Annotated in this window: 12 protein-coding genes; 10 read left to right on the plus strand and 2 right to left on the minus strand. The window is 45.7% G+C overall.

Annotation, left to right across the window (positions count from 1 at the left end; genetic code table 11):
• The first annotated feature begins 117 nt into the window (after positions 1-117).
• Positions 118-663: a DUF2058 domain-containing protein gene (locus NKI27_RS18525; RefSeq protein WP_265047493.1), complete on the plus strand. Its 546-nt coding sequence runs from the start codon at positions 118-120 to the stop codon at positions 661-663.
• Positions 664-810: 147 nt separating this feature from the next.
• On the opposite strand, the gene NKI27_RS18530 is transcribed toward NKI27_RS18525, so the two are convergent.
• Complete coding sequence (locus NKI27_RS18530; protein WP_265047494.1) at positions 811-1,923, minus strand: phosphoserine transaminase; 1,113 nt, start codon at positions 1,921-1,923, stop codon at positions 811-813.
• Positions 1,924-2,104: 181 nt separating this feature from the next.
• On the opposite strand from NKI27_RS18530, the gene pgm reads away from it, so the two are divergent.
• The 9 genes from pgm to NKI27_RS18575 all read left to right on the plus strand — a co-directional run bounded on the left by pgm (position 2,105) and on the right by NKI27_RS18575 (position 12,523).
• Positions 2,105-3,754, plus strand: coding sequence for a phosphoglucomutase (alpha-D-glucose-1,6-bisphosphate-dependent) (pgm, locus tag NKI27_RS18535; protein WP_265047495.1), 1,650 nt, complete (start codon positions 2,105-2,107; stop codon positions 3,752-3,754).
• Between the two features lie 216 nt (positions 3,755-3,970).
• A complete protein-coding gene (gene rapA, locus NKI27_RS18540) occupies positions 3,971-6,814 on the plus strand; it encodes an RNA polymerase-associated protein RapA (protein ID WP_265047496.1) in 2,844 nt (947 codons plus the stop codon).
• A gap of 146 nt (positions 6,815-6,960) precedes the next feature.
• On the plus strand, positions 6,961-7,353 hold the full coding sequence (locus NKI27_RS18545; protein WP_265047497.1) for a hypothetical protein: 393 nt from the start codon (positions 6,961-6,963) through the stop codon (positions 7,351-7,353).
• A 184-nt stretch (positions 7,354-7,537) separates the two neighbouring features.
• A complete protein-coding gene (locus tag NKI27_RS18550) occupies positions 7,538-8,368 on the plus strand; it encodes a histidine kinase dimerization/phospho-acceptor domain-containing protein (RefSeq protein WP_265047498.1) in 831 nt (276 codons plus the stop codon).
• A gap of 3 nt (positions 8,369-8,371) precedes the next feature.
• Entirely contained in the window at positions 8,372-9,727 is a 1,356-nt protein-coding gene (locus NKI27_RS18555) for a response regulator (RefSeq protein WP_265047499.1), read from the plus strand.
• A 252-nt stretch (positions 9,728-9,979) separates the two neighbouring features.
• The gene (locus NKI27_RS18560; protein WP_265047500.1) at positions 9,980-11,155 is read left to right on the plus strand and encodes a GNAT family N-acetyltransferase; all 1,176 of its coding nucleotides are present in this window, start codon (positions 9,980-9,982) and stop codon (positions 11,153-11,155) included.
• 71 nt (positions 11,156-11,226) lie between these two features.
• The gene (glpE, locus tag NKI27_RS18565; RefSeq protein ID WP_265047501.1) at positions 11,227-11,523 is read left to right on the plus strand and encodes a thiosulfate sulfurtransferase GlpE; all 297 of its coding nucleotides are present in this window, start codon (positions 11,227-11,229) and stop codon (positions 11,521-11,523) included.
• A 120-nt stretch (positions 11,524-11,643) separates the two neighbouring features.
• Positions 11,644-12,186, plus strand: coding sequence for a YaeQ family protein (locus NKI27_RS18570; RefSeq protein WP_265047502.1), 543 nt, complete (start codon positions 11,644-11,646; stop codon positions 12,184-12,186).
• Positions 12,187-12,205: 19 nt separating this feature from the next.
• On the plus strand, positions 12,206-12,523 hold the full coding sequence (locus NKI27_RS18575; protein ID WP_265047503.1) for a DUF3301 domain-containing protein: 318 nt from the start codon (positions 12,206-12,208) through the stop codon (positions 12,521-12,523).
• A gap of 118 nt (positions 12,524-12,641) precedes the next feature.
• Here NKI27_RS18575 and NKI27_RS18580 read toward each other — a convergent pair whose 3' ends face one another.
• Positions 12,642-13,169 (minus strand): DUF6160 family protein, encoded by a 528-nt coding sequence (locus NKI27_RS18580; RefSeq protein WP_265047504.1) that lies wholly within the window; start codon positions 13,167-13,169, stop codon positions 12,642-12,644.
• Positions 13,170-13,176 lie beyond the last annotated feature (7 nt).

The raw sequence follows: 13,176 nt of genomic DNA on the forward strand, positions 1-13,176 counted from the left end.
AAGCCTGCCATAATCTACTCTCCTCGTAAAAGCACACTTCGGCTAGCCTTTGCTAATATGATATAGTTCCCTCACTTTATCTAATTATTTCAATCAACTTTCTAATGGCATAAAACAATGAGTGGTTCACTACAAGATCAACTATTGAATATGGGTCTCGCCAACAAAAAACAGGCTCAGAAAGCTAAAAAAGAAGCGAAGAAAGCTAAAAATGCAAAGAAAGCAGGCCAGTTACCTGATGAACTGCTAGCCGCTGAGCAACAAGCCGAAGCCGCTCGTGAGGCGCAATTAAAGCGAGATAAAGAGCTAAATCAACGTCAAAAAGAAGAAAAAGAAAAACGCGCAGCAGAAGCTGAAATAAAGCAGCTAATAGACAGTAATACGGTTGAGATACCTAAAAAAGACAGCGATATCGCTTATAACTTTGTTCAGGGCACTCAAGTTAAGAAACTGTACGTCAACAAAGAGCTACAGACTAAGTTGATGAAAGGGCTTTTATCTATTGCGATATACGGTGATAGCCACCGTTTGGTGCCGACCGAGATAGCCGAGCGGATTCATAAACGTGACCCTGACATGGCGATTTGTATTGAGCAAAAAGAGGATATTGATCCAGATGACCCGTATGCAGGTTATGAAGTGCCTGATGATTTAATGTGGTAAGTCTATCGTAGCCGTGATGCAGCGCAGCGGAATCAAGGAAAGCCCCAACACCGAGCCCTCCAATGACCAAACCCTGATTCCAGTCGTGCCTCCTTTCATCAAGGCTACGGGTAAGGGTTTAAACCGTATAATTAAAAACCTACTCTATCAACAAACCTCTTGATAAGCCCACTCTAACCAAGGCATTAACGCCTCAAGATCACTCGCCTCAACGGTACTACCACACCAAATCCGCAAGCCAGCCGGCGCATCTCGGTAAGCGCCAATATCAAACGCGACACCTTCATCTTCTAATAATTTAGCCAACTGCTTAGTTTGCGCCTCGGTTAAATCTAAGGTTAAGCAAACACTGGTGTTTGAGCGAATTTCAGGGGTTGCCGCCAAAAAGTGAATCCAGTTGTTTTTCTCAACAAACGCTTCAAGAACCGCTAAGTTACTGCGAGACTTTTCAATACAGGCTGACACACCGCCGATATCAACCACCCAATCTAATGCATCTAAATAATCAACCACACATAACATTGAGGGGGTGTTAATCGTCGCGCCTTCAAAAATACCTTCGATCAACTTACCGCCTTTGGTTAATCTAAATATTTTAGGCAGAGGCCAAGTCGGTGTATAAGATTCCAAGCGCTCAACAGCTTTCGGGCTTAGGATTAGCATGCCATGCGCGCCTTCACCGCCTAATACTTTTTGCCAGCTAAAGGTGATGACATCCAGCTTTTCCCACGGCATTTCCATCGCAAATACGGCCGATGTCGCATCGCAGAAAGTTAAACCTTCACGACTATCGCTAATCCAATCAGCATTGGGCACTTTCACGCCAGAGGTGGTGCCGTTCATGGTAAAGATAATGTCGTGAGCAGGGTTAGCTTGGCTCATATCTGGCAACTGGCCGTAATCAGCAATATAACTGTTAACGTTGTCTAGTTTGAGCTGCTTAACAATATCGGTGTGCCATTCTTTACCAAACGACTCCCATGCAAATACATCAACAGGTCGCGCACCCAACATCGACCACATGGCCATTTCCATAGCACCCGTATCTGACGCCGGCACAACACCGACACGATAGCCTTCTGGCAGGCCCAATATCTTGGCCGTATCGAAACAAGCACGTTCTAATGCAGCCTTACCAACTTTAGCGCGATGCGAACGACCCAGTGTCGAAGTATCTAGCTGATCTAGTCGATAGCCCGGACGTTTGCTGCAAGGGCCAGAAGAAAAATTAGGGTTTGCGGGTTTGCTAGCAGGTTTCATTACAAGTCCTTCAATTTGAGATGCATGCAGATATAAACATCTAGACCATATTCGTCAAGCAGAATAAGTGAATATCATGCCGTAATCGCGTAAGCTTACAAGCATTAAATAGCCTTGATAGGTAATTTTTCTTCCATCAAGGCCATGCTTATTTAGTTTATGCCGTACACAAGGATGCAACATGTCTCAACACCCTTTGGCTGGTCAGCCTGTTCCAGATGAAATGCTTATTAATGTACCCCGCCTGATAAGCGCTTATTATTCAGATCAACCTAACCTAGAAAACCCTGATGAATTAGTCGCCTTTGGTACATCGGGCCATAGAGGCAGCGCCTTTAAGCGAAGCTTTAATGAAAGCCATATTTTAGCGATCACCCAAGCGGTTTGCGAGCACCGTGCTGCCAATGGTATCAACGGGCCTCTTTTTATGGGCATGGATACCCATGCGCTATCAGAGCCGGCATTAATTTCAGCCGTAGAAGTATTCGCAGCTAACCAAGTCAACGTGATGATTCAGGCGGGTCGAGGTTACACCCCTACGCCGGTTATTTCACATGCCATACTGGCTTACAATGCCGATGACAGTCATGCTGAATTAGCCGATGGCGTCGTCATAACGCCTTCTCATAACCCTCCTGAAGATGGCGGCTTTAAGTACAACCCGCCCAATGGAGGCCCTGCCGATACAGATGTGACTCAATGGGTGCAAGATCGAGCCAATGAACTTATGGCAGGCGGCTTAAAAGAGGTCAAAAAAATCTCTTTTCAACACGCGCTAGACTCTGAATATATTACTGAATATGACTACATAAAACCCTATGTGGAGTCACTGGATCAAGTGGTTGATATGGCCGCTATTGCTCGCTCAGGGCTAAAAATAGGCGTCGACCCGATGGGCGGCTCTGGCATCGAGTACTGGGAGCCCATCGCTCAGCATTACGGCCTTGACCTAGTGCTAGTCAATAAAAAAGTAGACCCGACCTTTTCATTTATGAGAGTCGACAAAGACGGCAAAATCCGTATGGATTGCTCTTCAGCCGCCGCAATGGCAGGGTTAATAGAGCTGAAAGATCGCTTTGATATTGCCTTCGGTAACGACCCCGATTATGACCGCCACGGTATCGTCACCAAAAGTTCGGGGTTATTAAACCCCAACCACTACCTTGCAGTGGCCATTGATTACTTGTTTAAAACTCGTACCCAGTGGCCTGCGACAACCGCCATTGGTAAAACCTTAGTCTCTAGTGCCATGGTTGATCGAGTCGCCAAACAGCTTGAACGCGAGTTAGTAGAAGTGCCGGTCGGTTTTAAATGGTTTGTTGATGGTTTAGCGAAAGGTCGCTTTGGGTTTGGCGGCGAAGAGAGCGCCGGCGCATCGTTTTTACGCAAAGACGGCACCGTGTGGAGTACCGATAAAGACGGTATCATTCTGAATTTATTAGCCGCAGAGATGACCGCCGTAACCGGAAAAGACCCCGGCCAATTATATGCAGAATTAACCGAACGCCACGGCACACCGCTTTATGCACGCATAGAAGCACCCGCCAATCGAGAGCAAAAAGCAGCCCTTAAACAGCTCTCAACCGACCAACTAACCGCAGAAACACTCGCCGGTGACCCTATTGAAGCCAGCCTGACTCACGCATCTGGTAATGGTGCAGCGATTGGAGGGCTGAAAGTAATGACCCAAAACGGTTGGTTCGCTGCACGACCATCGGGCACGGAAGATATTTATAAAATCTATGCCGAGAGTTTTTGTGGGGAGGATCACTTACAACAAATATTGAAAGAGGCTCAGGTATTGGTGGACTCGGTGATTTCTGGGGATTAATCGATGCGTTGACCTTGGTAAATTCTACGAACAATAGTCTACAAGGGCAGGCAGTAGGCCTGCCCTTACGAGTCCAAGACCAAAACAACCAACAAGACCAAAACAGCCCCCCAACAGCTTTAAATAAATATTGTTAAATAGACCACCGTTACCGGTGAATCTGGTAAAATCTGCATATTTCCAACACCATTTACTATTTGATAGGCAGTTCACAACATGCAATTTATTATTGGACAACGCTGGGTCAGCCATACCGAGTCAAAATTGGGCTTGGGTATTATTTCTGAAGTTAATGGCAGACGTATTACAGTTAGTTTTCCTGCTGTTGGCGAAGAGCGTACTTACGCCGCCGACAATGCCCCCTTAAGTCGCCTGATTTATAACGAAGGGGAAAAAATCACCACACTGGATGATTTAACGTTTCAGGTCATTTCTGCAGAAGAAGTAGATGGTATTTACATCTATCACTGTGAGGACGACGAAGGTCTCTCACAGATTGTTGAAGAGCTTGATTTAAGTTGCTTTGTTCAGCTCACCGCCCCTCAGCATCGATTATTTAGCGGTCATTTTGATAAAAACAGAGCCTTCACATTAAGAATTGAAGCCCTTAACCATATCCATCGTTTGCAGCAATCTTCTGTTAAAGGGCTGCTTGGGGCGCGCACCAATCACTTACCTCACCAGGTTTATATTGCCAATGAAGTCGCGCAACGATTTGCACCGCGTGTTTTATTAGCCGATGAAGTGGGCTTAGGTAAAACCATTGAAGCCGGTATGATTTTGCACTACCAACTCCACACGGGCCGTGCAAAAAGAGCCTTAATTGTCGTACCAGACAGCCTTATCCATCAGTGGTTAGTCGAAATGCTACGTCGTTTTAACTTGGCATTTTCAATTTTCGATGAGAGCCGATATGACGCACTCACGCGCGCTAATAGTGACAATGAAGATGATATGTTCGAAGCAGACATTGACTCAATGTCGAACCCGTTTGAATCGGAGCAATTGGTGTTATGCAGCTTAGATTTCTTAACTGAAAACCCTGATGCAATGGCCCATGCCGTCGAAGCGTCTTGGGACTTGCTCATCGTTGATGAAGCCCACCACCTGCAATGGAGCGAAACGGACGTCAGTATTGAGTATCAATGCGTTGAGCAACTTGCGAGCAACAGCGCCGGACTATTACTGCTAACCGCCACACCTGAACAGGTAGGTATTGAAAGCCACTTTGCCCGACTTCGCCTGCTCGACCCTTCTCGCTTCTACGATTTAGAAAGCTTTAAGCAAGAAGAAGCCGGCTACCAGCCACTCAATCAATTAGTGCAGCAACTGGTTGCGCTGCAAAACAATGATCAACCGATTAGCCCTGAACTACTTAAACAGCTAGCTGAGTTTACCGATATTTCAAACGCCAATGATATCGATGGCATCATTGCTCGACTGCTTGATCAACATGGTACTGGCCGAGTGCTTTTCCGCAACACTCGTGCAGCGATCAAAGGCTTTCCTCAACGTAAGCTTAATAGTTACCCGCTGCCTGTACCCGAGCTGTATCAAGGTCAGACAACCGGTATTACCGGACTATACCCTGAGGTAATCGTTGAACCTGACGACTGGATTCAAAACGACCCTCGTGTCGCATGGTTAGAAGCGCACCTTAAGCAACTCAAGTCTGAAAAAGTGCTCGTTATCTGTGCGAATGCCAGTACCGCGGTGGCACTAGAACAATACCTTCAGTTACGCGCGGGAATTCGAAGCGCTGCATTCTATGAAGGGCTTTCAATTATTGAGCGAGATAGAGCCTCTGCCTACTTCGCTGAAACAGAAGGCGGTGCACAAACACTTATTTGCTCCGAGATTGGTAGTGAAGGCCGAAACTTCCAGTTTGCGCATCACTTAGTGCTATTTGATCTGCCGCTAAACCCCGACTTACTTGAACAGCGTATAGGCCGCCTTGACCGAATTGGTCAGACAGAGACCATTCAGATTCATGTTCCATACCTAGAAGAGACCTCTCAAGAGAACCTATTCCGTTGGTATCATGAAGGCATCAACCTGTTTGAGCAAAGCTGTTCTGTCGGACACTCTATTTACGAGCAGTTTGAGCTTGAGTTACTCGAGCAACTGCAATCAACAGACGGCGCAATTGATTCATTGATTACAGCAACAGCGGCTCACACCGAAAAAATGCGCGAATTACTGCACCAAGGTCGCGACCAACTACTTGAACTTAACTCCTGCAAGTTGCCGCAAGCAGAGGCCATCATTGAAACCATTGAAGAAGAGGAAGACGGCCCCTTACTCGAAGAGTTTATGATGCGGCTGTTTAACCAATATGGGGTCGACCAAGAACACCATTCTGATCACGCACATATCATTCGCCCCTCTGACCATATGTTTACCAGCCACTTCCCTGGGCTCAAAGACGATGGTAATACCATTACCTTCTCCAGAGAAAAAGCACTCTCGCGAGAAGATATGGAGTTCCTAAGTTGGGAACACCCGATGGTCGTCGAAACCATGGAAATGGTGCAGACCTCTGAACTAGGCAACGCAACAGTGGCCACTATCTCAGTTAAAGGCCTACAGCCGGGCACACTGCTGTTAGAAACCTATTACACCGTTAACTGCATAGCCCCTAAGCAACTTCAAGTAGATCGCTTCTTACCCATTACCCCTATTCGAGTCATGTCTGATGTTAATGGCCGTGACTTAGGCGCTGTACTACCTCATGAGCGACTAAATGGCATGTGTGAAAAAGTAAAACGTAACACTGCTCAAGCAATTGTTAAGCAAGTCCGTGGTGATATCGAAAAAATGCTCGTTCACTCAACCACCACGGCTGAACAAACGCTACCCGATATTATTAATGCCGCGAATGAAAAGATGATGTCTAGCTTAAAAATCGAAGTGGATCGTTTAGAAGCATTACAGGCGGTAAACCCCAGCATTCGGGACGAAGAAATTAACTTCTTTAAACAGCAGATCAGTGCATCAGCAGACGCAATCAACCGCAGCTCTGTGCAATTGGAAGCGATTAGAGTTGTTGTTACGAGCTAGAGCCTACCCAGAAATAACAGCCACTCGCCTTGTACGCAAGGATGACAAAAAGAGCAATTTAGGTATTTCTAAATGGGCACTAGCGAACTAACACGCTAAACTAACAGTCAAAGTTTTATTCGGACAATCAAGAGAAGCCAAGCATTATGAGTAATGATCAGCTCCCAGAGATCAAGCTAGATACCGAGAACCTTTATCGCGAAGAGATGTTCACGGATCATAAAGTCGGAACACTGAGAAGAATGACGCCCGTCACCCCTGAAGGCGAACTAGATACAAATCGCGAAGTACTATTTGTGGGTCAAGCGCAAATGATGACCCCTGCAGGCGCACTACCACTCAATTTTGAAATAGAAGCAGACTCATTGTCAGACGCTCTTAATAAGTTTGGGGCAGAAGCTCAAGCCTGCTTAGAACGTACCTTAGAAGAGCTTCGTGAAATGCAACGTCAACAAGCTTCGTCAATTGTCGTACCAGGTCAAGGTGGTGGTATGGGCGGAATGGGAGGCATGGGCGGAGGTGGTATTCAGTTACCTTAATCCTGTTGAACTATCCAAATATGAGCTTTACTCTAAACCCGTAAGGCTCATTTAAAACCCGCTCTATTTGCGGGTTTTTTTGAGTTTATAGTATTCATATAAGATGGCTGGTGATCGCCATGCCATAAGCAAGGATGGTTGTTTAGGTGTCGAGTATTTAAGGCAATGCTTTTGAGGTGATGTTTTGAAGGTTAGAGTACGCAAGTTTGCCATAGCACTAATCACCTATTTTTTAGGCGTTGTTGTTATTGCTTCTACCAGTTACTGGCTTGAGCGCCAGCGCTATATGGAAGAAATAGACGCTCGCCTGTTTGCCGCTGCCAGTAATATCCCCTCCATTTTGCCTGCCAATTTTCACGATATTGCCCGCACACCTGAAGCCATCTCTAAAGAACAAGACCAGCACAACCTAGAATTAATGTCGCAGCATACTCGCACCGGCAACCTAACCTACCTTTATAGCTATGTAATGGTTGATGGAATGATTCATTTCACCACCTGTAATTACACCAAAAAAGATATTAAAAAAAATCAAATAGTTACTTACTGGACCGCTTACCCAGAAGGTTCAATTGAGTATTTTGACGCCATGACCGCAACCGAACCCGTCTATGTTACCGCCGGTGATCGCTGGGGGTTATTCCGCACGATTCTCATACCGCTTAAGTCACCAGGGGGCCAACCCTATGTTGCAGCGGCTGATATTGATATTACGGTTATTGAAGAATCGTTAATGAACAAGGTGCTTTCGATTGTTGGTATCAGCTTAGTGCTATTTTTATTAGCCATTCCGCTGGTCCTTGCGTACCGACAAACATACGCCGAAATGAACCGTAAGTTGGTAGGGCTCAATAACCAACTACAGTCGGACATTAATCAAGCAATGAAGCTTGAAGCAGAGTTGAAAGAAGCAACCCAAAAAGCGAACACCGCAAATAAAATAAAAAGTCAGTTTTTAGCCAATATGAGTCATGAATTGCGTACCCCTATTAATGGGGTTATCGGCATGAACTAGCTGTTGCTCGACACTCAACTCTCAGCCGAACAACGCGAATATACCCGATTGGGAAGCAAAAGCGCGAAGGTGTTGCTTGATACTATTAATCAGATACTCGACTTAGCAGCGATTGAGGATGGGGGCCTGGTTACTAAGCCAGAACCTATAGAGACTACAGCTTTCTTTGACGATATCATTGAGATGTTTGCATCTCAAATTGCAGAAAAGTGCCTAGACCTGACGCTTCAGCTCTCCCCAGAGATTCCGGCTGAAATCAATGTTGACCCCGTTCGATTAAGGCAAGTATTAATCAATTTAATAGCCAATGCCGTTAAATTTACCCAAAAAGGCGGCGTTCAAGTATCGCTTTACTGGCGAGAAGGGGTGCTATCCGGCACGGTTATCGATAACGGTATTGGCATTCCCCAAGACGCTCAAAAAAGAATATTTGAGACCTTTCAGCAAGTCGATAACTCTTCTACGCGCCAATATGGAGGAACCGGGTTAGGACTGCCTATTTCTCAGCAAATCTGTCGAGCAATGAACGGTGAACTTCAACTAAAAGCATCTGACTCTAGCGGCTCAGTGTTTAAATTTTATGTATCTGCGCCTGCAGCCTCAAGTATTGATATTACGCCAGCCGCTCTTCTAAGAGAGTCAAAGGTTCTGGTATATACAGCGTCATTCTCACTATGGGCTTGGCTAGAGCATGAGTATAAATCTGATGCCCTAACGTGCCAGCACGTGACCACTACTGAAGAGGCTTTAATGGCTATCAAGGATGCTAGCCTAGTGCTAGTTGATGCCGCGGTTGGTACCTCAGAATTAAACACGCTAAAATCGTTTATGAATACAACCTCCCAACGATGTGTATGGATAGCATGGCCAGGTCAGCCACTCACATCCGAGCTTGCGCGTCATATTCAGGTACTCAACAAGCCATTGACACGAACCCGCTTATCTAACCTATATTCGACCGTCAGTGAAGAGTCACCCACCGGCGCTTACAGCCTTTCGGGTCAAATACTCATCGTTGACGATAACCCCGTAAACCTCAAGGCGATGGGGAATCAAATTAAAAGTACTGGGCTTGATATTTATCTGGTACAAAACGGAGCAGATGCTGTTGTTGCCTGCCAGCATCACTCGTTTGATTTAATTCTTATGGACATCCAAATGCCGGTCATGGATGGGCTAGAAGCCACACGGCGCATTAGAGCAACGCTAGGAGACCAAGCGCCTCCTATTGTGGGTGTTTCAGCCCATGTTTCAAAAGTAGACATAGCCAAAGCAGAGCAGGCAGGTATGGCAAGCTATTTGTGTAAGCCGGTCACCAAAGAAACCCTATTAAATAAAATAACTGAATATCTGACGTAAACTGCACGGGCTATACTGGTAGACGGCTACACCGCTGATAACGAGTGTAGCATTCAGTGTTTGTGTCTTTTCGGGTTAATGGGCCGGCAAACGTTATTATCCTAGCGTCGGGATGCCAGAAGTACGCTCATGAGCGATTCCCGACCTACAGGGGCGGATAGAACATACAGCGGTATTTACCCCAACGCAGACTCCTTCGTTGCAGCACCTGCAGATATAAGCATTATAAAGCTAATAGGTCGTGAATAAAAAATGTCCGAATTAAACATTCAGTTTCTAAGCAGCCTGTTAGAGATACCCTCTGACCAATGGAACGCATTAAATCATACTGGCAACCCGTTTTTAAAATATGAGTTTCTACTCGCGCTAGAAACATCAGGCAGCGTTTCTGCCGCAACGGGTTGGCAGCCTAGCCATCTAACTGCACGTAATAAAGACCAACAGCTAGTCGCCGTCATGCCGTCCTATATCAAGCAGCATTCTTATGGTGAATATGTGTTTGATTGGTCGTGGGCAGACGCCTATAGCCATTACGGGCTTAATTATTACCCCAAGCTGTTATCTGCCATTCCGTTTACGCCTTCAGTAGGGCCACGTTTATTAGCAGGGCCTATCGAGCCGCAGCGCGATACCGCCCAGCTCATGTTTGATGCCGTCAGAGCGTATGCCGATAAAAAAAGCTTATCCTCTTGGCATTTGTTGTTTCCAGACCCGCCGAGCCTAGCCGCTCTGAACGATAACCACTTGATGGTTAGACAGGGTTGTCAATTTCAATGGCGTAACCAGGCGGAGAACGAGACAGCCGACACGATGTTTACCTCATTTGATCATTTTCTTAATCAAATGACGTCGAGAAAACGAAAAAACATCAAAAAAGAGCGACTTCAGGTTAGCAACCAAAGCATTCGATTTGTGCATTTCGAAGGTAAAGAGATCACTCAAGAGGCCTTAGGTCAGTTTTATCTATTCTATCATGCGACCTACCTAAAACGTGGGCAGCAGGGTTATCTCAATCAATCATTTTTTCAACAGATTACCGATTCGATGCCTGACAACTTACTACTTGTTATGGCTGAAAAAGAGGGAGCGTTTGTTGCAGGAGCGCTGTTCCTTAAAGATCATGAGACACTATACGGCCGCTATTGGGGCTGTTTAGAAGACTATAAGCAACTCCACTTTGAGACCTGTTATTACCAAGGCATAGATTACTGTATAACACACCAACTCAAACGCTTTGATGCAGGTGCTCAAGGAGAACATAAGATTCAGCGAGGCTTTAAGCCTATCCCGACGTACTCGTTACACTGGGTCAAAAATAAAGACTTTCAAGCCCCCATCAACGACTTTATCCATCGAGAAACTGTGCAGGTCAACGAATATATGGATGATGCTCGCCAATACCTGCCGTTTAAAACATTATCAGACTAAGCGAAAGCTTGGTCTACCCGCATAGCTGAGTATAATGATTGAGCATTTTAGATATCAGGAATTAAGGTTTTATGTCATTTAAACACATGTCTGCTGCTACACTTCAAGCAATGCTTAAAGAACAACCTATTACACTTATCGATATTCGTGATCAGGTATCGTTCTTAGCGGGCCATATAGAGGGCGCGTTACATATCGGTAATCATAACGTCGAACAATTTCTTGCGGACACAGACCGTAGCTTACCTTTAGTCGTTTGCTGCTACCACGGCAACTCAAGCCAGGGCGCTGCAGATTATTTTAACCAACAAGGCTTCGAAGAGTGCTATAGCCTTGATGGCGGCTTTACCGCTTGGCCAGCCGACTAATCATCGCGATCAGCAACACCTAGGCACGCCTCCAGAGTCTGGACAAAAGCAGAAAATGAGTTGCTCTCCATAAAGCTTCTCTGGTTAAATCCTAAGAGCGTTTATAAGGGAACCCATCATATGGCACTTAAAGCCACTATTTTCAAAGCGAGCGTCCAAATCTCAGATATGGATCGCCATTACTACCAACCACATGAGCTCACGATTGCCCGCCACCCGTCTGAAAATGATGCTCGGATGATGGTAAGAGTCGTGGCGTTTGCCCTTAATGCCAGCGAACACCTTAGCTTTACCAAAGGCATTAGCTCAGATGAAGAGCCCGACCTTTGGGATATTGATCTTTCAGGCACAATTCAGCACTGGATCGAGTTAGGCAACCCAGACGAAAAACGCATTCGAAAAGCGTGCGGACGCGCTAAACACGTCACCGTGTACTGCTACAGCAATCGCTCTGCCGAACAATGGTGGGTGCAGTCGCAAGCGGAGCTACAACGCTTCAAGAACCTCTCTGTCGTACTTATCCCAGAAGCCTTTGTGGAGCCCTTAGCCGCGTTAGCAGAGCGTAATATGGAACTACAAGTCACAATTCAAGACGGGGAAATTTGGGTCGCAGATGGCAACCAGAATTTACATCTCGTACCCGAACACTGGAAAACAGCTTAACCAAGAGACCTGTAACGTAATGGTAGAACTTAGCGATCTATTCTGGCTGTCAATTCTGATCTTGGGAGGCTGGTACTGGCTTAGTGCCAGAGAGATTAAAGATGTAGCCTTAAAGGCGGTCAAAGAATATTGCAAAGAGGTCGACGTAGAACTACTAGACGAAAGCGTGGTATTGCGGGGTTTCTGGTTCAAACGAAATAGACAAGGAAGAATAAAGCTCTGGCGTTCGTATATATTTGAGTTTTCGAGTACAGGTGATGACCGCTACAAAGGCAAAGTTATTTTACTCGGTAATCACACTGAATCTATTCAGCTTGAAACACACCGCTTACATTAGTCTGTTAGATTAGTCTTCAAAAAAAGGGCCTTCTAAACGATTAGAAGGCCCTTTTTAACTCATTCAACTTAACTGATCCAGCTTAGCTCATCCAAAAACGACGACTTAGCTAACCCAATTAGTTACCCCAAATAGTCACTGTTCCGCCGGTATCAAAGTTACCCTGGATATTAACTTCATTAAGCATCTTACCACCGCTAGCCGCAAGACCATCGTTGTTAAGATAGATACCCTTAGCGCTATAGCCGTCTCCGACAAAGTTAACGCTATCAGGTAAGCCAATTACTAGCTTGCCATCACCCTCAACATCAATCGTAAAGGCCCCTGTAGTATCAACCGCAAGGGAAACCTCTTCTACAAAGTAGTGGCTCTCATTGGTTCCGTCATGCTGTTTGGTCACATAGTCGACTTTAAAACCTTTAGTACGACGGCCATCGCTTTCATCTGCAGTCGTATTAGGGTTGTCAACGCTTCCGACATTATGCGCGTTGACCCTAAGGTGAGGTATCTCAATTGAAAGACCGCTTTGGCCTGAGACTTCAGAAAGCTCTGTTTCTTCCATTCCAACCAGCTCTGCATGCGTAAGCGTCGGCATATAGCTGATGGCTAAACTACTCATAACACATAATGTGTACTTAAAATTCATAACGCTT

It is taken from the genome of Alkalimarinus alittae (assembly GCF_026016465.1).
In the GTDB taxonomy this organism is placed as follows: domain Bacteria; phylum Pseudomonadota; class Gammaproteobacteria; order Pseudomonadales; family Oleiphilaceae; genus Alkalimarinus; species Alkalimarinus alittae.